This is a genomic window from Pseudomonas nitroreducens (assembly GCF_010994165.1).
Classification (GTDB): Bacteria; Pseudomonadota; Gammaproteobacteria; order Pseudomonadales; family Pseudomonadaceae; genus Pseudomonas; species Pseudomonas nitroreducens.
This window is the reverse complement of the sequence record NZ_WMBX01000007.1, coordinates 283205-303307: the sequence shown is the minus strand read 5'-3', so window position 1 is coordinate 303307 and position 20103 is coordinate 283205. Positions and strand designations below refer to the sequence as shown.

Below are 20103 nucleotides of genomic sequence, written 5' to 3'. Positions count from 1 at the left end.
TTGCCCTGATGCTTGCCTGCGCCTTCAGCCTTAGCGCCATCGCGGCGCCGCGCACCGAAATCATCCCGCTCAACTACCGCACCGCCGAAGACGTGCTGCCGGTGGCACAGCAGGTATTGGGCAACGAAGGCCGGGTCACCGCCTACGGCAACCAACTGGTCGTGAATGCCGAACTGGCGAAGATTCGCGAACTGCAGCAGGTGCTCGAACAGCTGGATACCCGCCCGCACCAACTGCTGATCAGCCTCGACACGGTCGACGGCAGCCAGGGCAGCCAGAGCGGCTACTCGGTGAACGGATCGGTCAGCGCCGGCAATGTGGAGATCCAGTCCGGCCGCGGCGAAGTGAACGGCCGTGACCAGGTGCGCATCATCAACCGCTCCACCAGCAGCCGCGGCGGTGGCACCCAGCAGGTCCGGGCCACCGAAGGCTCACCCGCCTTCATCCAGATCGGCCAGAGCCAGCCGGTGACCAACGCCGGTGTCGGTCCCTACGGCCAGGTCTATAGCCAGACCGAGTACCGCGACGCCAACCAGGGCATGTACGTGACCGCAAGCCTCTCCGGGAACCTCGTGCACATTACCCTGAGCACCCGCAACGACCGCTTCAACGGCAATTATCAGGGATCGATGAACACCAGCGCGGCCGACACCCGCGTCAGCGGCCCAATCGGGCAGTGGATCGAGATCGGCGGCGTCAGCGAAAGTAACCAGAGCACCCAGGGCGGCTATACCCGCCAGTACAGCACCCAGGGGCGCAGCGACAGCAGCCTGCGGGTAAAGGTCGAAGTGCTCGACTAATCCTTCCGTAGGTGACTTGCCGGTCCTCGTTAGACCTTCGTGTAGTAGCCCAAAAAAAACACTACAAAACGTTTGACGAACGCTCGTTTGAAAGGGCATGATGGCCTCGCTCCCGCTAACCAGAGGGCCTCAAAGCCCTTCGGACCAAGCCAGTGGCCCATCCGCCATGCAGGTCCGTGTTGTTAAGCCCACAAGGCGGATCGACGAGGTTGCGACTGGCAAGAGGTTGTCCTGAGGGACGGGGAAGCAAGCCTAAGCAACAGCACGAAGTGACGGATTCAGCCGTCCACCATCGCCCAACGGCTGCCACGAGCCGGCAAGCGATTCTGGATGTCACCGCTGCAGTCACGAGTCTGTACGCCGCGCCACCCCATTCCTCCAGCGTCATTCCTTCTTTCGGTCGCCCCTTCGCCCTCCCGCGGCGAGCAACCCGCAGTCAATTCCGTTTCGATACAGGTTTTGAGTGGGTAAGTCGGTGCTCAACCAAACATATACTTTGAAGGATTGACCATGTCCGCATATCAAAACGACATCAAAGCCGTTGCCGCTCTGAAAGAGAAAGCCGGTAACAGCTGGAGCGCTATCAACCCCGAGTCGGTTGCCCGTATGCGCGCTCAGAACCGCTTCAAGACTGGTCTGGACATCGCCAAGTACACTGCGGCCATCATGCGCAAGGACATGGCCGAGTATGACGCCGACAACTCCGTCTACACCCAGTCCCTGGGCTGCTGGCACGGCTTCATCGGTCAGCAGAAGCTGATCTCGATCAAGAAGCACCTGAAGACCACCAACAAGCGCTACCTCTACCTGTCCGGCTGGATGGTTGCCGCGCTGCGCTCCGACTTCGGCCCGCTGCCCGACCAGTCCATGCACGAAAAAACCGCCGTCTCCGGCCTGATCGAAGAGCTGTACACCTTCCTGCGCCAGGCTGACGCCCGTGAGCTGGACCTGCTCTTCACCGCCCTGGACAGCGCCCGCGCCGCCGGCGACAAAGCCAAGCAGGACGAAATCCAGGCCCAGATCGACGGCTACGAAACCCACGTCGTACCGATCATCGCCGACATCGACGCCGGCTTCGGCAACCCGGAAGCCACCTACCTGCTGGCCAAGAAAATGATCGAAGCGGGTGCCTGCTGCATCCAGATCGAGAACCAGGTTTCCGACGAGAAGCAGTGCGGCCACCAGGACGGCAAAGTGACCGTTCCGCACGAAGACTTCCTCGCCAAGATCAACGCTGTTCGCTACGCATTCCTCGAACTGGGTGTTGACGACGGCGTGATCGTTGCCCGTACCGACTCCCTGGGCGCCGGCCTGACCAAGCAGATCGCCGTGACCAAAGAGCCGGGCGACCTGGGCGACCAGTACAACTCCTTCCTGGATTGCGAAGAAGTTTCCGCTGCCGAACTGCAGAACGGCGACGTGGTGATCAACCGCGGCGGCAAACTGCTGCGTCCGAAGCGCCTGGCTTCCAACCTGTTCCAGTTCCGCAAGGGCACCGGCGAAGACCGCTGCGTCCTCGACTGCATCACCTCGCTGCAGAACGGCGCTGACCTGCTGTGGATCGAAACCGAGAAGCCGCACGTTGGCCAGATCAAGGGCATGGTTGACCGCATCCGCCAAGTCATCCCGAACGCCAAGCTGGTGTACAACAACAGCCCGTCGTTCAACTGGACCCTGAACTTCCGCCAGCAGGTCTTCGACGCGTTCGTTGCCGAAGGCAAGGACGTTTCCGCCTACGACCGCGCCAAGCTGATGAGCGTCGAGTACGACGAGACCGAGCTGGCCCAGGTTGCTGACGAGAAGATCCGCACCTTCCAGCGCGATGGCTCCGCCCACGCCGGCATCTTCCACCACCTGATCACCCTGCCGACCTACCACACCGCCGCTCTGTCGACCGACAACCTGGCCAAAGGCTACTTCGCCGACCAGGGCATGCTGGCCTACGTGAAAGGCGTTCAGCGTCAGGAACTGCGTCAGGGCATCGCCTGCGTCAAGCACCAGAACATGGCCGGCTCGGACATCGGCGACAACCACAAAGAGTACTTCGCTGGCGAAGCCGCTCTGAAAGCCTCGGGTAAAGACAACACCATGAACCAGTTCCACTAAGAACTGGCTCACCGGCCCTTCGGGGCCGGGAGGCACCGCAAAACCCCGGCCCAGGCCGGGGTTTTGCTTTTTACGCTTGGCCGAACCGCCAGCCCCCACTTCCTGCCCGCCAAGGGCAGATCGGCATCCACGTGCCAGCCTCGGGCTTCCTTTGTATGAATGGAAACATCCATGCCCCAGCGCAACCGCCTCGCACTCGCCGCTCATCTCATCCAGCGCCTGCCGCACCAACTTCACGAATCGCTGCTCAGTCGCCTGTTCTGCTCCCAGGTACGCTTCGCCGGCACCGCGGGCATACGCATCCAGAAGCTCTCCAGCGATGAGGTACGGATGAGCCTGGCCAACCACCGCCGCGCCCGCAACCACATCGGCGGCGTACATGCTGCGGCCATGGCACTACTGGCCGAATCCGCCAGCGGCTGCCTGGTCGGCATGAATCTGCCCGATCACAAGCTGCCGCTGATCAAGACCCTCAAGGTGGATTACCTGCGCCGAGCCCGTGGCAGCCTGCGCGCTATCGCCACACTGGCTCCTGAGCAGCGTCGTGCAATGCTGGAGCAAGACAAGGGGGAAGCACTGATCCAGGTGACGCTCCTAGACGACTCCGGTGCAGAGCCGGTGCGCTGCGAGATGCACTGGGCGTGGGTTCGGAAGGGAAATTGAACCACCCCGAATGAGGGGCGCCCAGGGGAATTGCAGGGGGATAATTGAATGCCGAAGATTGAGCGAAATAAAAGCGTCGCCGCTTATATGTAGTAAAGTTACGGATATACGACACAGCAAATGATAATACTTATCATTTGTGGATTGGCAATTTATTGCGGCCAAATACCTCGAAAGTACTATTCGACCAAAGCCCAAGTGCCGCCACACTAAGCGCCCAGAGCCCCGCAAACAGGGCGCTACGGGAAATGCAAAAGGCTTTTGCCCGAATTAGAAGCATCTGTTTGTGTTGGAAAAATTTACTTGCTGAAGGCTTTGGGCATAAAATTGGAAAGATGACCTGAACCCTTAGCTCACTATCCTTGAGTTGTCGGGTTCGCAGTAGTCAGGCGTTGCGCCTGGAACCCAAGACAATCGTTATTTGTAGGAAGGAGTATCGGCATGCCCAATCCAGCTGAACTTGCAGCTCAACACTGGGGACTCGCCGCCTTCCTTTTAGGAGTGCTGGGCCTGCTCGGCTTCATGCTAGGGGTTTCCAGCCTGCTTGGCAGTAAGGCATTTGGTCGCAGCAAGAACGAGCCGTTCGAATCCGGCATCGTCCCCACCGGCAGCGCCCGCCTTCGTCTGTCGGCAAAATTCTATCTGGTCGCGATGCTCTTCGTGATCTTCGACGTCGAAGCCCTCTTCCTTTTCGCCTGGTCAGTGTCCGTCCGTGAAAGCGGCTGGGCCGGTCTGATCGAGGCAACCATTTTCATAGCAATTCTGTTGGCAGGTCTTGTCTACCTGTGGCGTATCGGCGCGCTCGATTGGGCGCCGGCGGCACGCCGCGCACGGCAGGCGAAGCTAAAACAATGAGGCTTTGGCGATGCAATACAAACTTACCCGGATCGATCCGGATGCGCCCAATGATCAATACCCGATCGGCCAGCGCGAAACGGTAGAAGACCCGCTCATCGAAGGGCAGGTCCACAAGAACATCTTCATGGGCAAGCTCGAGGATGTTCTCAACGGTGCGGTGAACTGGGGTCGCAAGAACTCCCTGTGGCCGTACAACTTCGGGCTGTCCTGCTGCTACGTGGAGATGACCACGGCGTTCACCGCGCCGCACGACATCGCCCGTTTCGGCGCCGAAGTGATCCGTGCATCGCCGCGCCAGGCTGACTTCATGGTCATCGCCGGCACCTGCTTCATCAAGATGGCTCCGGTCATCCAGCGCCTGTACGAGCAGATGCTGGAACCCAAGTGGGTGATCTCGATGGGGTCGTGCGCCAACTCCGGCGGCATGTACGACATCTACTCGGTCGTTCAGGGGGTCGACAAGTTCCTCCCCGTGGACGTGTACATCCCCGGCTGCCCGCCCCGTCCGGAGGCGTTCCTGCAAGGCCTGATGCTGCTGCAGGAATCCATCGGCCAGGAGCGTCGTCCGTTGTCCTGGGTTGTAGGCGATCAAGGCGTCTATCGCGCTGACATGCCTGCCCAGAAGGATCTCAAGCGCGAACAGCGCATTGCGGTCACCAACCTGCGCAGCCCCGACGAAGTGTGATCCGGCCCTCCACGAGAGGCCCGTTTTCACTCCACCGTTGACCGAGTGACTTAAAGACTATGAATGCAGACTCCGCTCTGTACATCCCGCCTTACAAGGCAGACGACCAAGACATCGTCGTCGAACTGAATTCCCGCTTTGGCGCCGAGGCCTTCACCGTCCAGGCCACCCGCACCGGCATGCCGGTGCTCTGGGTCGCCCGTGAGCGCCTGATCGACGTCCTCACCTTCCTGCGCAATGTGCCCAAGCCGTACGTCATGCTCTATGACCTGCACGGTGTGGACGAGCGCCTGCGCACCCACCGTCGCGGCCTGCCGGGCGCCGATTTCAGCGTGTTCTACCACCTGATGTCGCTCGAGCGTAACAGTGACGTGATGATCAAGGTGGCCTTGTCCGAAGGCGACCTGAACCTGCCCACCGCCACCCGTATCTGGCCGAACGCCAACTGGTACGAGCGTGAGGTCTGGGACATGTACGGGATCACCTTCACCGGTCACCCGCACCTGACCCGCATGCTGATGCCGCCGACCTGGGAAGGTCACCCGCTGCGCAAGGACTACCCGGCGCGCGCCACCGAGTTCGATCCCTACGCGCTGTCCGCCGCCAAGCAGGACCTCGAGCAGGAAGCCCTGCGCTTCAAGCCCGAAGACTGGGGCATGAAGCGTCACGGCGAGAACGAGGACTTCATGTTCCTCAACCTCGGCCCGAACCACCCGTCCGCGCACGGTGCGTTCCGCATCATCCTGCAACTGGATGGTGAAGAGATCCTCGATTGCGTTCCGGAGATCGGCTACCACCACCGTGGCGCCGAGAAGATGGCCGAGCGCCAGTCCTGGCACAGCTTCATTCCGTACACCGACCGTATCGACTACCTCGGCGGCGTGATGAACAACCTGCCGTACGTGCTCTCGGTCGAGAAGCTCGCCGGCATCAAGGTGCCGCAGCGCGTCGACGTCATCCGCATCATGATGTCGGAGTTCTTCCGCATCCTGAACCACCTCCTCTATCTGGGTACCTACATCCAGGACGTGGGTGCGATGACCCCGGTGTTCTTCACCTTCACCGACCGCCAGCGCGCCTACAAGGTCGTCGAAGCCATCACCGGCTTCCGCCTGCACCCGGCCTGGTACCGCATCGGCGGCGTCGCCCACGACCTGCCGCGCGGCTGGGACAAACTGGTCCGCGAATTCCTCGACTGGATGCCCAAGCGCCTGGACGAGTACGAAACCGCCGCCCTGAAGAACAGCATCCTGCGTGGCCGTACCATCGGCGTTGCCCAGTACAACACCAAGGAAGCGTTGGAATGGGGCACCACCGGCGCCGGCCTGCGCGCCACCGGCTGCGATTTCGACCTGCGCAAGGCCCGCCCCTACTCCGGCTACGAGAACTTCGAGTTCGAAGTGCCGCTGGCGGCCAACGGTGACGCCTACGACCGCTGCATGGTCAAGATGGGCGAGATGCGCCAGAGCCTGCGCATCATCGAGCAGTGCCTGAAGAACATGCCCGAAGGCCCGTACAAAGCCGACCACCCGCTGACCACGCCGCCGCCCAAAGAGCGCACGCTGCAGCACATCGAGACCCTGATCACCCACTTCCTGCAGGTTTCCTGGGGCCCGGTCATGCCGGCCAACGAAGCCTTCCAGATGGTGGAAGCGACCAAGGGCATCAACAGCTACTACCTGACGAGCGATGGCAGCACCATGAGCTACCGGACCCGCATCCGGACGCCCAGCTTCGCGCACCTGCAGCAGATTCCGTCGGTGATCAACGGCAGCATGATCGCTGACCTGATCGCCTATCTGGGCAGTATCGACTTCGTTATGGCCGACGTGGACCGCTGATCATGAGTACCCTTATCCAGACTGATCGTTTCGAACTCAGCGAAACCGAGCGCTCGGCCATCGAGCACGAGATGCATCACTACGAGGACTCCCGCGCGGCGTCCATCGAAGCCCTGAAGATCGTCCAGAAGCAGCGCGGCTGGGTGCCGGACGGCGCCATTCCGGCCATCGCCGACATCCTCGGCATCCCGGACAGCGACGTCGAAGGCGTCGCTACCTTCTATAGCCAGATCTTCCGCCAGCCGGTCGGCCGCCACATCATCCGCGTCTGCGACAGCATGGTCTGCTACATCGGCGGCCACGAGTCCGTCGTTGGCGAAATCCAGAAGCAGCTGGGCATCGGCCTCGGCCAGACCACCGCCGACGGCCGCTTCACCCTGCTGCCGGTGTGCTGCCTGGGCAACTGCGACAAGGCCCCGGCGATGATGATCGACGACGACACCTTCGGCGACCTGCGTCCCGACGGCGTCGCCAAACTGCTGGAGGCCTACGCATGAGTCGCCTCACCTCCTACGGCACGCCCAATCGCACCGCGCGCGCGGCCGAAACCCATCCGCTGACCTGGCGCCTGCGTGACGACGGCGCCCCGGTCTGGCTGGAGGAGTACCAGTCGAAGAATGGCTATGCCGCCGCGCGCAAGGCGCTGGCCGAGATGGCCACCGACGACATCGTCCAGACCGTCAAGGACTCCGGCCTGAAAGGCCGCGGCGGTGCGGGCTTCCCCACCGGCGTGAAGTGGGGCCTGATGCCCAAGGATGAATCCCTCAACATCCGCTACCTGCTGTGCAACGCGGACGAGATGGAACCCAACACCTGGAAAGACCGCATGCTCATGGAGCAGCTGCCGCACCTGCTGGTGGAAGGCATGCTGATCTCCGCGCGCGCCCTCAAGGCCTACCGCGGCTACATCTTCCTGCGCGGCGAGTACGTCGACGCGGCTCGCAACCTGAACCGCGCCATCGAGGAAGCCAAGGCCGCCGGCCTCTTGGGCAAGAACATCCTCGGCAGCGGTTTCGATTTCGAGCTGTTCGTCCACACCGGCGCCGGCCGCTACATCTGTGGCGAAGAGACCGCGCTGATCAACTCGCTGGAAGGCCGCCGCGCCAACCCGCGCTCCAAGCCGCCCTTCCCCGCCGCCGTTGGCGTCTGGGGCAAGCCGACCTGCGTGAACAACGTCGAGACCCTGTGCAACGTGCCGGCGATCGTCGAGCACGGCGTCGACTGGTACAAGGGCCTCGCCCGTCCGGGCAGCGAAGACATGGGCACCAAGCTCATGGGCTTCTCCGGCAAGGTGAAGAACCCCGGCATCTGGGAGCTGCCCTTCGGCCTTCCGGCCCGCGAGCTGTTCGAGGACTACGCCGGCGGCATGCGCGACGGCTACAAGCTCAAGGCCTGGCAGCCGGGCGGCGCCGGTACCGGCTTCCTCCTGCCGGAGCACCTGGACGCCCTGTTCTACGCCGGCGGCGTCGCCAAGGTCGGCACCCGTATGGGCACCGGTCTGGCCATGGCGGTGGACGACAGCGTCAACATGGTGTCCCTGCTGCGCAACATGGAAGAGTTCTTCGCCCGCGAATCCTGCGGCTGGTGCACGCCGTGCCGCGACGGCCTGCCGTGGAGCGTGAAGGTGCTGCGCGCGCTGGAGAAAGGCGAAGGCGCCCAGGGCGACCTGGAAACCCTCGAGCAGCTCGTCAACTTCCTCGGCCCAGGCAAGACCTTCTGTGCCCACGCACCGGGTGCCGTCGAGCCGCTGGGCAGCGCACTGAAGTATTTCCGTCCCGAGTTCGAAGCGGGCATTTCCCGCCAGGCTCAGGCCGTACAAGCACCGCAGACCGTCGGCGCTTGATGCTTTGATCGCCGGGCGCTGCGCCCGGCGTTGTTTCGTTGCAGTGCCGCGGCGTGCCGCCGGCCCGATGAAACCGTGATTTCTATTAGCCACGCCCGCTGACAACGGGCCAACGAAGACTTAGACCCATGGCCACGATCCACGTAGACGGCAAGACGTTAGAAGTCGACGGAGCGGACAACCTGTTGCAGGCCTGCCTCTCCCTCGGTCTCGACATCCCCTACTTCTGCTGGCACCCGGCGCTCGGAAGCGTCGGCGCATGCCGCCAGTGCGCGGTCAAGCAGTACACCGACGAGAACGACAAACGCGGTCGTCTCGTCATGTCCTGCATGACTCCCGCCACCGACAACACCTGGATTTCCATCGAGGACGAAGAGGCCAAGCAGTTCCGCGCCAGCGTCGTCGAATGGCTGATGACCAACCACCCGCACGACTGCCCGGTCTGCGAGGAAGGCGGTCACTGCCACCTGCAGGACATGACGGTGATGACCGGCCACAACCAGCGCCGGTACCGCTTCACCAAGCGCACCCACCAGAACCAGGAGCTCGGCCCGTTCATCGCCCACGAGATGAACCGCTGCATCGCCTGCTACCGCTGCGTCCGTTACTACAAGGACTACGCCGGCGGCACCGACCTGGGCGTCTACGGCGCGCACGACAACGTCTACTTCGGCCGGATCGAGGACGGTGTGCTGGAGAGCGAATTCTCCGGCAACCTGACCGAGGTCTGCCCGACCGGCGTGTTCACCGACAAGACCCACTCCGAGCGCTACAACCGCAAGTGGGACATGCAGTTCGCCCCGAGCATCTGCCATGGCTGCTCCAGCGGCTGCAACATCAGCCCCGGCGAGCGTTACGGTGAAATCCGCCGCATCGAGAACCGCTACAACGGCTCGGTGAACCACTACTTCCTGTGCGACCGCGGCCGCTTCGGCTACGGCTACGTCAACCGCGAAGACCGCCCACGCCAGCCGCAGCTGATGCTGAGCAAGCAGAAGCTCTCGCTGGATGGCGCCCTCGACCAGACCGCTGCCCTGCTCAAGGGCCGCAAGGTCATCGGTATCGGTTCGCCGCGTGCCAGCCTGGAAAGCAACTACGCCCTGGCCGAGCTGGTCGGCGCGCAGAACTTCTACAGCGGCATCTCCGCTGACGAACTGCAGCGTCTGCAACTCGTACTGAAGGTGATGCAGGACGGCCCGCTGCCGGTGCCGACCATCCGTGATATCGAAGACCACGACGCGGTGTTCGTGCTCGGCGAAGACCTGACCCAGACCGCTGCCCGTATCGCCCTGGCCCTGCGCCAGTCGGTGAAGGGCAAGGGCGAGGACATGGCCGCCGCGATGAAGATCCAGCCGTGGCTCGACGCCGCGGTGAAGACCATCGCCCAGCACGAGATGAACCCGCTGTTCATCGCCAGCCTGGATGAAACCCGCCTGGACGACGTTGCTGCCGAGTGCGTGCACGCCGCCACCGAAGACCTGGCTCGCCTGGGCTTCGCCGTCGCCCACGCCATCGACCCGAGCGCTCCGGCCGTTGCCGGCCTCGACGCCGAAGCCGCCGCCCTGGCCCAGCGCATCGCCGATGCCATGGTGGCCGCCAAGCGTCCGCTGGTCATCTCCGGCACCTCGCTGGGCAGCAACGCCCTGATCGAGGCCGCCGCCAACATCGCCAGCGCGCTGAAGAACCGCGAGAAGAACGGCTCGCTTAGCCTGGTCGTCCCGGAAGCCAACAGCCTGGGCCTGGCCCTTTTCGGCGGTGAGTCCGTCGAAGCCGCTCTCGAGCAACTGACCTCCGGCGGCGCCGATGCCGTGGTGATCCTGGAGAACGACCTGTACCGCCGCGCCGACGCCGCCGTTGTCGACGCCGCCCTGGCCGCCGCCAAGATCGTCGTGGTCGCCGACCACCAGCAGACCGCCACCAGCGCCAAGGCCACCGTCCTGCTGCCGGCCGCCAGCTTCGCCGAAGGCGATGGCACCCTGGTCAGCCAGGAAGGCCGCGCCCAGCGTTTCTTCCAGGTCTTTGACCCGACCTACTACAACGCCGACAACCTGGTCCGCGAAGGCTGGCGCTGGCTGCACGCCCTGCACAGCACCCTCGAAGGCAAGCGTGTCGACTGGACCCAGCTGGACCACGTGATCGACGCCGTCGTCGCCGCCAAGCCGCAACTGGCCGGCATCCGCGAAGCCGCGCCGAACGCCGCGTTCCGCATCAAGGGCCTGAAGCTGGCGCGCGAGCCGCACCGCTACTCCGGCCGTACCGCCATGCGCGCCAACATCAATGTCAGCGAGCCGCGTCAGCCGCAGGACATCGACTCCGCCTTCGCCTTCTCCATGGAAGGCTACGCCGGCAGCGCCGAACCGCGTCAGCAGATTCCCTTCGCCTGGTCCCCGGGCTGGAACTCCCCGCAGGCCTGGAACAAGTTCCAGGACGAAGTCGGCGGCCACCTGCGCGCCGGCGATCCGGGCGTGCGCCTGATCGAAGCCAAGGGCGAAGCCCTGTGGTTCAGCGAGATTCCTGCGCCATTCCACACCGCCGCCAGCCAGTTCAAGGTGGTGCCCTTCTATCACCTGTTCGGCAGCGAGGAGAATTCCGCCAAGGCCGCCCCGGTGCAGGAGCGCATCCCGCAGACCTACGTCACCCTGGCCAAGTCCGAGGCTGACCGTCTGGGCGTCAACGAAGGCGCGATCATCCGCCTGACCGTCAAGGGGCAGGAACTGCACCTGCCGCTGCGCGTGAGCGAAGAGCTCGGCGCCGGCCTGGTCGCCCTGCCGATCGGTCTGCAAGGCATTCCCGCCGGTGTCATCGGCGCCGTCGCTGAAGGTCTGCAGGAGGCTGCCCAATGAGCTGGCTGACACCCGCCGTCGTCGACATCCTGATCGAGGTCATCAAGGCCATCGTCATCCTGCTCGCCGTGGTCGTCTGCGGCGCGCTGCTGAGCTGGGTCGAGCGTCGTCTGCTCGGCCTCTGGCAGGACCGCTACGGTCCGAACCGGGTCGGCCCCTTCGGTGCCTTCCAGCTCGGCGCCGACATGCTGAAGATGTTCTTCAAGGAAGACTGGACCCCGCCGTTCGCCGACAAGATGATCTTCACCCTCGCCCCCATGATCGCCATGGGTGCGCTGCTGGTCGCCTTCGTCGTCATCCCGATCACCCCCACCTGGGGTGTGGCGGACCTGAACATCGGCATCCTGTTCTTCTTCGCCATGGCTGGCCTGACCGTGTACGCGGTGCTGTTCGCCGGCTGGTCGAGCAACAACAAGTTCGCCCTCCTCGGCAGCCTGCGCGCCTCGGCCCAGACCATCTCCTACGAGGTGTTCCTGGCCCTGTCGCTGATGGGCATCGTGGCCCAGGTCGGCTCGTTCAGCCTGCGCGACATCGTCGATTACCAGGCCGAGCACATGTGGTTCATCATCCCGCAGTTCTTCGGTTTCATGACCTTCTTTGTCGCCGGCGTCGCCGTGACTCACCGTCACCCGTTCGACCAGCCCGAAGCCGAGCAGGAACTGGCCGACGGTTACCACATCGAGTACGCCGGCATGAAATGGGGCATGTTCTTCGTCGGCGAGTACATCGGCATCGTGCTGGTGTCCGCGCTTCTGGCGACCCTGTTCTTCGGCGGCTGGCACGGGCCCTTCGGCATCCTGCCGCAGATCCCGTTCATCTGGTTCGCCCTGAAAACCGGCTTCTTCATCATGATGTTCATCCTGCTGCGCGCATCCATTCCGCGCCCGCGCTATGACCAGGTGATGGCCTTCAGCTGGAAGTTCTGCCTCCCGCTGACTCTGATCAACCTGCTGGTGACCGGCGCTGTCGTGCTGGCGACCCAGTAAGGAGCAAGACAATGATCAAATACATTTTCGAAGTCGTGCATGGCACCTACACCCAGCTTCGCAGCCTGGTGATGATCTTCGGCCATGCCTTCCGCAAGCGTGACACCCTGCAATACCCCGAAGAAGCCGTGTACCTGCCGCCGCGCTACCGCGGCCGCATCGTCCTCACCCGCGACCCCGATGGCGAGGAGCGCTGCGTAGCGTGCAACCTGTGCTCCGTGGCCTGCCCGGTCGGTTGCATCTCCCTGCAGAAGGCCGAGACCGACGACGGTCGCTGGTACCCCGAGTTCTTCCGCATCAACTTCTCCCGCTGCATCTTCTGCGGCCTGTGCGAAGAAGCCTGCCCGACCACCGCGATCCAGCTGACGCCGGATTTCGAGATGGGCGAGTTCAAGCGCCAGGATCTGGTCTACGAGAAGGAAGACCTGCTGATCTCCGGCCCCGGCAAGAACCCGGACTACAACTTCTACCGCGTTGCCGGCATGGCCATCGCCGGCAAGCCGAAAGGCGCCGCGCAGAACGAAGCCGAACCGATCAACGTCAAGAGCCTGCTGCCGTAAGGAGACGTCGCGTGGAATTCGCTTTCTACTTCGCCGCCGGCGTCGCCGTGCTGGCAACCTTCCGGGTCATCACCAACAGCAACCCGGTGCATGCCCTGCTTTACCTGGTGATCTCGCTGCTGGCCATTTCGATGACCTTCTTCAGCCTCGGCGCCCCGTTCGCCGGCGCCCTGGAAATCATCGTCTATGCCGGCGCGATCATGGTGCTGTTCGTCTTCGTGGTGATGATGCTCAACCTCGGCCCGGCTATCGCCGAGCAGGAGCGCAAGTGGCTCAAGCCTGGCGTCTGGATCGGCCCGGGCGCGCTGGCCGCAGTCCTGCTGGTCGAACTGCTGTGGATGCTCTCGCGCACCCCGAGCGGTGCCGGCATCGGTCACACCACCGTGGACGCCAAGGCCGTGGGCATCAGCCTGTTCGGCCCGTACCTGCTGGTCGTCGAACTGGCCTCGATGCTGCTGCTGGCGGCACTGGTCGCCGCCTACCACCTCGGCCGCCACGAAGCGAAGGACTAACACCATGAATACAATTCCTCTCGAACACGGACTGGCGCTCGCCGGTGTGCTGTTCTGCTTCGGCCTGGTGGGCCTGATGGTGCGACGCAACATCCTGTTCGTACTGATGAGCCTGGAAGTGATGATGAACGCCGCCGCGCTGGCCTTCGTAGTCGCCGGTAGCCGCTGGGCGCAGCCCGACGGCCAGGTGATGTTCATCCTGGTGCTCAGCCTGGCTGCGGCCGAGGCCAGCATCGGCCTGGCGATCCTGCTCCAGCTGTATCGCCGCTTCCATACCCTCGATATCGACGCTGCCAGCGAGATGCGCGGATGAACCTGCTGCCCCTTACTTTCCTGTTCCCCCTGGTCGGCTTCCTGCTGCTCTCGTTCTCCCGTGGCAAGTGGTCGGAAAATCTCTCGGCTCTGGTCGGTGTCGGCTCCGTGGGGCTCGCCGCCCTCTCCGCCTTCTGGGCGATCTGGAGCTTCCACAGCAACCCGCCCGAAGGTGGCGCCTACAGTCTGGTGCTGTGGCAATGGATGAGCGTTGGTGACTTCAAGACCAACTTCACCCTGTATCTGGACGGCCTGTCGGTCACCATGCTCGGCGTGGTCACCGGCGTCGGCTTCCTGATCCACCTGTTCGCCTCCTGGTACATGCGCGGTGAAACCGGTTACTCGCGTTTCTTCGCGTACACCAACCTGTTCATCGCCAGCATGCTGTTCCTGGTGCTGGGCGATAACCTGCTGTTCATGTACTTCGGCTGGGAAGGCGTGGGCCTGTGCTCCTACCTGCTGATCGGTTTCTATTACAACCACGTGCCGAACGGCAACGCAGCGCTGAAGGCCTTCATCGTGACCCGGGTGGGTGACGTGTTCTTCGCCATCGGCATGTTCATCCTGTTCCAGCACCTGGGCACGCTGAACATCCAGGAGCTGCTGGTCCTGGCTCCGCAGCACTTCGCCAAGGGCGATCTGTGGATCAACCTGGCCACCCTGATGCTGCTCGGCGGCGCCGTCGGCAAGTCGGCCCAGCTGCCGCTGCAGACCTGGCTGGCCGACGCGATGGCCGGCCCGACGCCAGTCTCCGCGCTGATCCACGCCGCCACCATGGTGACCGCGGGCGTCTACCTGATCGCCCGCTGCCACGGTCTGTTCGAGCTGGCTCCGAACGTCCTCGAGCTGGTCGGCATCATCGGCGCCGTGACCCTGGTGCTGGCCGGCTTTGCAGCCCTGGTGCAGACCGACATCAAGCGCATCCTCGCCTACTCGACCATGAGCCAGATCGGCTACATGTTCCTGGCCCTGGGCGTGGGTGCCTGGGGTGGCGCGATCTTCCACCTGATGACCCACGCCTTCTTCAAGGCCCTGCTGTTCCTTGCTTCGGGTGCGGTGATCGTTGCCTGCCACCACGAGCAGAACATCTTCAAGATGGGTGGCCTGTGGAAGAAGCTGCCGCTGGCCTATGCGAGCTTCGTGGTCGGTGGTGCGGCACTGTCCGCCCTGCCCTTCCTGACCGCCGGCTTCTACTCCAAGGACGAGATCCTCTGGGAAGCCTTCGCCAGCGGCCACCAGAACCTGCTGATCGCAGGGCTCGTCGGCGCCTTCATGACTTCGCTGTACACCTTCCGCCTGATCTTCATCGCCTTCCACGGCGAAGCGAAGACCGAAGCGCACGCCGGCCATGGCATCAGCCACTGGCTGCCGCTGGGTGTGCTGATCGTGCTCTCCACCTTCATCGGCGCGCTGATCACTCCGCCGCTGGCCGGCGTCCTGCCGGAAAGCGCCGGTCACGCCGGTGGTGAAGCCAAGCACAGCCTGGAAATCGCCTCGGGCGCCATCGCCATTGCCGGTATCCTGCTGGCGGGCCTGCTGTTCCTCGGCAAGCGCCGCTTCGTCAGCGCCGTCGCCCAGAGCGCACCGGGCCGCTTCTTCGGCACCTGGTGGTACCACGCCTGGGGCTTCGACTGGCTGTACGACAAGCTGTTCGTGAAACCCTACCTGCTGATCTGCCGCCTGCTGGCCGCGGACCCGATCGACAAGACCCTGGTCCTGGTCCCGCTCACCGCCCGCGGTGGCAACAAACTCCTCAGCCTCACCGAGAACGGCCGCCTGCGTTGGTACGCCGCTTCCCTGGTGGGTGGCGCCGCGCTGCTCCTCGGCGCGCTGCTGCTGGCTTAATGAATTCACGAAAGAGATTGAGCCCGACATGATTCTGCCCTGGCTAATCCTGATCCCCTTCATCGGCGGCTTCCTTTGCTGGATCGCCGAGTACACCAGCAAGACCCTGCCTCGCTGGGTCGCCCTGGGATCGATGGTCCTCACCCTGGCCCTGAGCCTGTGGGTGTGGCACACCGGTGACTTCCAGCTGGCCCCGGCGCCGGGTGGCGAGCCGCAATGGACCCTGCAGTTCCAGGTACCCTGGATCGAGCGCTTCGGCATCAGCGTGCACCTGGCAATGGACGGCCTGTCCCTGCTGATGGTCGCACTGACCGGCCTGCTCGGCGTGCTGTCCGTCCTCTGCTCGTGGAACGAGATCCAGCGCCGCATCGGATTCTTCCACCTGAACCTGCTGTGGATCCTGGGCGGCGTGATCGGCGTGTTCCTCGCCGTCGACCTGTTCCTGTTCTTCTTCTTCTGGGAAATGATGCTGGTGCCGATGTACTTCCTCATCGCGCTCTGGGGTCATAGTTCGGACGACGGCAAGAAGACCCGCATCTACGCCGCCACCAAGTTCTTCATCTTCACCCAGGCCAGCGGCCTGGTGATGCTGGTGGCGATCCTCGGCCTGGTGTTCGTGCACTACAACAGCACCGGCGTGCTGACCTTCAACTACGCCGACCTGCTGAAAACCCAGCTGCCGCCGCACACCGAGTGGATCCTGATGCTCGGCTTCTTCGTCGCCTTCGCGGTGAAGATGCCGGTCGTGCCGGTGCACTCCTGGCTGCCGGACGCCCACGCCCAGGCACCGACCGCCGGTTCCGTGGACCTCGCCGGCATCCTGCTGAAGACCGCCGCCTACGGCCTGATCCGCTTTGCCCTGCCGCTGTTCCCCAACGCCTCGGCCGAGTTCGCCCCGATCGCCATGACCCTGGGCCTGATCGGCATCTTCTACGGCGCCTTCCTGTCGTTCGCGCAGACCGACATCAAGCGCCTGGTGGCCTACTCCTCCGTGTCGCACATGGGCTTCGTGATGATCGGCATCTACTCCGGCAGCCCCCAAGCGCTGCAGGGCGTAGTGGTGCAGATGATCGCCCACGGCCTCTCCGCCGCCGCGCTGTTCATCCTGTGCGGCCAACTGTACGAGCGCCTGCACACCCGTGACATGCGCAAGATGGGCGGCCTGTGGTCGCGCATCCCGTACCTGCCGGCAGTGGCGCTGTTCTTCGCCACTGCCTCGCTGGGTCTGCCGGGTACCGGCAACTTCGTCGGCGAATTCCTGATCCTGCTGGGCAGCTTCAAGGTGGTTCCGGTGATCACCGTGATCGCCACCTTCGGCCTGGTGTTCGGCTCGGTCTACTCGCTGATCATGATCCACCGCGCGTACTTCGGCCCGTCCAAGTCCGACACCGCCATTGCCGGCCTGAACTTCCGCGAACTCTCCATGGTGCTCGGCCTGGCGGTGTTGCTGATCCTGCTCGGCGTTTACCCGCAGCCGGTTCTCGACACCTCCGCGGCCACCATGCACGGCGTCCAGCAGTGGCTGGGTGCCGCCCTTTCCACCCTGGCAGTACGGTGAGCGCGACATGACCTTCACGATTCAACACTTCATCGCGCTCCTGCCACTGCTCATCACCAGCGCCACCCTGGTGGTGGTGATGCTCGCCGTGGCCTGGAAGCGTAACCACTCGATGACCGCCACCCTCTCGGTGATCGGTCTGAACCTGGCGTTGCTGTCGATCTTCCCGGTGCTGAAAGTCACCCCGATCGAAGTCACCCCGCTGATGCTGGTGGACAACTTCGCCTGCTTCTACATGGCGCTGATCCTGGTCGCCGCCCTCGCCTGCACCACGCTCGCCCATGCGTACATGGAGAGCTTCCCGGGTAACCGAGAAGAGCTCTACCTGCTCCTGCTGCTGTCCACCGCGGGCGGCCTGGTGCTGGTCAGCGCGCAGAACCTGGCCGGTCTGTTCATCGGCCTGGAACTGCTGTCGGTGCCGGTCTACGGCATGGTGGCCTACGCCTTCTTCAACAAGCGCACCCTCGAAGCGGGCATCAAGTACACCGTACTGTCCGCCGCTGGCTCGGCTTTCCTGCTGTTCGGCATGGCCCTGCTCTATGCCGAGTCCGGCAGCCTGAGCTTCGCCGGTATCGGTGCGTCGCTGGCCGAGGGCACCAGCCATGGCCCGCTACTGTCCATCGGCGTCGGCATGATGGTCGTCGGCCTGGGCTTCAAGCTGTCGCTCGCACCGTTCCACCTGTGGACCCCGGACGTCTACGAAGGCGCCCCGGCTCCGGTAGCGACCTTCCTCGCCACCGCCAGCAAGGTCGCCGTGTTCGCCGTGCTGCTGCGCCTGTTCCAGATCGCTCCGGCGGCCCTGAACAACGGCCTGCTGCATGACGCCATCGCGGTCATCGCCATCGCCTCGATCCTGATCGGCAACCTGCTGGCACTGACCCAGAGCAACATCAAGCGCCTGCTCGGCTACTCGTCCATCGCCCACTTCGGCTACCTGCTGATCGCCCTGGTGGCGAGCAAGGGCCTGGCCGTGGAAGCGGTTGGCGTGTACCTGACCACCTACGTCGTCACCACCCTGGGCGCCTTCGGCGTGGTCACCCTGATGTCCACCCCGTACAGCGGCCGCGACGCCGACGCGCTGTTCGAGTACCGCGGCCTGTTCTGGCGCCGCCCGGTGCTGACCGCGGTGCTGACCGTGATGATGCTGTCCCTGGCCGGCATTCCGCTGACCGCCGGCTTCATCGGCAAGTTCTACATCGTCGCCACCGGCGTCGAGTCGCAGCACTGGTGGCTGGTCGGCTCGCTGGTACTGGGCAGCGCCATCGGCCTGTTCTACTACCTGCGCGTAATGGTGACCATGTTCCTGGTCGAGCCGAACATGAAGCGCCACGACGCGCCCCTGGACTGGGCCCAGCGCGCCGGCGGCATCATGCTGGTGGCCATCGCCCTGCTCGCCTTCTTCCTCGGCGTCTACCCGCAACCGCTGCTGGATATCCTCCAGCACAGCGGCCTGGTAGCCATCGCCGGCTGAGATCGACAGGCATGAAAAACCCCGCTTCGGCGGGGTTTTTTATTGGGCGCAATTCATGCGCGGTGCCTTTTTGTAGGAGCGAGGTTGCTCGCAAATACCCTCCGCTGCGAAGCCGGGTTCGCGAGCAAGCTCGCTCCTACAGTTCTGGCGCCCTACTCCGCGCCCTTGGTCACTTCACCTTCACGGCCGGTGAACAGGTCCCACGACGCCATGAACAGCGCCGCGATCAGCGGGCCGATGACGAAGCCGTTGAGGCCGAACAGCGACATGCCACCGAGGGTGGAGATCAGCACTACATAGTCGGGCATCTTGGTGTCCTTGCCGACCAGGATGGGGCGCAGGATGTTGTCCACCAGACCAATCACCACCACGCAGAACAGCGTCAGCACCACGCCTTGCCAGATCGCCCCGGTGAGCAGGAAGTAGGCGGCCACCGGCACCCAGATCAGCCCCGCGCCGATGGCTGGCAGCAGCGAGAGGAAGGCCATCAGCGTGCCCCAGAGCAGCGAGCCCTGGATACCGAGGAACCAGAAGATCAGGCCGCCCAATGCGCCCTGGGTCGCGGCAACGGCGATGTTGCCCTTCACCGTGGCGCGGATCACCGTGGTGAACTTGGTGAACAGGTGCTGCTTGTGCTCCGCGCTCAGCGGCATCGCCTGCTTGATCCGCCGCCCCAGCGCAGGCCCGTCGCGCAGCAGGAAGAACAGCAGGTAAAGCATGATGCCGAAGCTGATGACGAACTCGAAGGTGTTCTGGCCAATGCTGAACGCCTTGGTCGCCACCAGTTGGCTCGCCTGCATCGCGCCCGCGGAGAGTTTCTCCTGCAGGCTGGACAGGTCCGCCAGGTCGAAACGCTCCAGCAACTGGTGCCCCCAGCCAGGCAGCGCGGCAACCGCCTGCTGGTAATAGGTGATGAAGTTCAGATCCCCCGACTTCAACCGCTGGTAAACCATCGCCCCCTCCTGCACCAGCGCACCGGCAATGAAGGTCACCGGCAGGATCACGATGAGGAAGCACACGCCGAGGGAAATCAGCGCGGCGAGGTTGTTGCGTCCGTTGAGTTTCACCCGCAGGCGGCGCTGCAACGGGGCAAAGATGATCGCCAGAATGGTGCCCCAGAAGACGGCCCCGTAGAACGGCAGCAGGATCCAGCCGAAGGCGAGTGTCACCACCAGCAGCAGGGCGAGGAACGTCCGGTATTCCAGTTTCGAGTCGAGCAT

17 protein-coding genes are annotated in these 20103 nt (G+C 63.9%); 16 read left to right on the top strand and 1 reads right to left on the bottom strand.

Going from position 1 to position 20103, the window contains the following annotated elements; all coding sequences use genetic code 11:
* Nucleotides 1-8: 8 nt before the first annotated feature.
* The 16 genes from GJV37_RS27185 to nuoN all read left to right on the top strand — a co-directional run bounded on the left by GJV37_RS27185 (nucleotide 9) and on the right by nuoN (nucleotide 18883).
* Nucleotides 9-800: a secretin N-terminal domain-containing protein gene (locus GJV37_RS27185; protein WP_083196162.1), complete on the top strand. Its 792-nt coding sequence runs from the start codon at nucleotides 9-11 to the stop codon at nucleotides 798-800.
* Nucleotides 801-1310: 510 nt separating this feature from the next.
* Nucleotides 1311-2906 (top strand): isocitrate lyase, encoded by a 1596-nt coding sequence (locus tag GJV37_RS27180; protein ID WP_024765130.1) that lies wholly within the window; start codon nucleotides 1311-1313, stop codon nucleotides 2904-2906.
* 171 nt (nucleotides 2907-3077) lie between these two features.
* Entirely contained in the window at nucleotides 3078-3569 is a 492-nt protein-coding gene (locus GJV37_RS27175) for a DUF4442 domain-containing protein (RefSeq protein WP_024765129.1), read from the top strand.
* A 441-nt stretch (nucleotides 3570-4010) separates the two neighbouring features.
* Entirely contained in the window at nucleotides 4011-4424 is a 414-nt protein-coding gene (gene ndhC / locus GJV37_RS27170) for an NADH-quinone oxidoreductase subunit A (RefSeq protein ID WP_015477476.1), read from the top strand.
* A gap of 10 nt (nucleotides 4425-4434) precedes the next feature.
* Nucleotides 4435-5112 (top strand): NuoB/complex I 20 kDa subunit family protein, encoded by a 678-nt coding sequence (locus GJV37_RS27165; protein ID WP_017517109.1) that lies wholly within the window; start codon nucleotides 4435-4437, stop codon nucleotides 5110-5112.
* Nucleotides 5113-5171: 59 nt separating this feature from the next.
* Nucleotides 5172-6953: an NADH-quinone oxidoreductase subunit C/D gene (gene nuoC, locus GJV37_RS27160; RefSeq protein ID WP_084359190.1), complete on the top strand. Its 1782-nt coding sequence runs from the start codon at nucleotides 5172-5174 to the stop codon at nucleotides 6951-6953.
* Complete coding sequence (nuoE, locus tag GJV37_RS27155) at nucleotides 6950-7450, top strand: NADH-quinone oxidoreductase subunit NuoE (RefSeq protein ID WP_169887231.1); 501 nt, start codon at nucleotides 6950-6952, stop codon at nucleotides 7448-7450. The genes nuoC and nuoE overlap by 4 nt, the downstream gene beginning before the upstream one ends.
* Nucleotides 7447-8796, top strand: a complete 1350-nt coding sequence (gene nuoF, locus GJV37_RS27150) for an NADH-quinone oxidoreductase subunit NuoF (RefSeq protein ID WP_169938593.1) — start codon at nucleotides 7447-7449, stop codon at nucleotides 8794-8796. Before nuoE ends, nuoF begins: the two co-directional genes overlap by 4 nt.
* A gap of 128 nt (nucleotides 8797-8924) precedes the next feature.
* On the top strand, nucleotides 8925-11639 hold the full coding sequence (gene nuoG, locus GJV37_RS27145) for an NADH-quinone oxidoreductase subunit NuoG (protein WP_193453156.1): 2715 nt from the start codon (nucleotides 8925-8927) through the stop codon (nucleotides 11637-11639).
* The gene (gene nuoH, locus GJV37_RS27140) at nucleotides 11636-12625 is read left to right on the top strand and encodes an NADH-quinone oxidoreductase subunit NuoH (protein ID WP_024765124.1); all 990 of its coding nucleotides are present in this window, start codon (nucleotides 11636-11638) and stop codon (nucleotides 12623-12625) included. Before nuoG ends, nuoH begins: the two co-directional genes overlap by 4 nt.
* An 11-nt stretch (nucleotides 12626-12636) precedes the next feature.
* Entirely contained in the window at nucleotides 12637-13185 is a 549-nt protein-coding gene (gene nuoI, locus GJV37_RS27135; protein WP_193453155.1) for an NADH-quinone oxidoreductase subunit NuoI, read from the top strand.
* A gap of 11 nt (nucleotides 13186-13196) precedes the next feature.
* Nucleotides 13197-13697, top strand: coding sequence for an NADH-quinone oxidoreductase subunit J (gene nuoJ / locus GJV37_RS27130; RefSeq protein ID WP_024765122.1), 501 nt, complete (start codon nucleotides 13197-13199; stop codon nucleotides 13695-13697).
* A 4-nt stretch (nucleotides 13698-13701) separates the two neighbouring features.
* Nucleotides 13702-14010, top strand: coding sequence for an NADH-quinone oxidoreductase subunit NuoK (gene nuoK / locus GJV37_RS27125; protein WP_024765121.1), 309 nt, complete (start codon nucleotides 13702-13704; stop codon nucleotides 14008-14010).
* Complete coding sequence (gene nuoL, locus GJV37_RS27120; RefSeq protein ID WP_054909447.1) at nucleotides 14007-15854, top strand: NADH-quinone oxidoreductase subunit L; 1848 nt, start codon at nucleotides 14007-14009, stop codon at nucleotides 15852-15854. The genes nuoK and nuoL overlap by 4 nt, the downstream gene beginning before the upstream one ends.
* Before the next feature lie 28 nt (nucleotides 15855-15882).
* Entirely contained in the window at nucleotides 15883-17412 is a 1530-nt protein-coding gene (gene nuoM / locus GJV37_RS27115) for an NADH-quinone oxidoreductase subunit M (protein WP_037012466.1), read from the top strand.
* 7 nt (nucleotides 17413-17419) lie between these two features.
* Nucleotides 17420-18883, top strand: a complete 1464-nt coding sequence (gene nuoN, locus GJV37_RS27110) for an NADH-quinone oxidoreductase subunit NuoN (protein WP_170860103.1) — start codon at nucleotides 17420-17422, stop codon at nucleotides 18881-18883.
* A 152-nt stretch (nucleotides 18884-19035) separates the two neighbouring features.
* Here the strand turns inward: nuoN and GJV37_RS27105 are convergent, their stop codons facing one another.
* Nucleotides 19036-20103: an AI-2E family transporter gene (locus GJV37_RS27105; protein WP_065085300.1), complete on the bottom strand. Its 1068-nt coding sequence runs from the start codon at nucleotides 20101-20103 to the stop codon at nucleotides 19036-19038.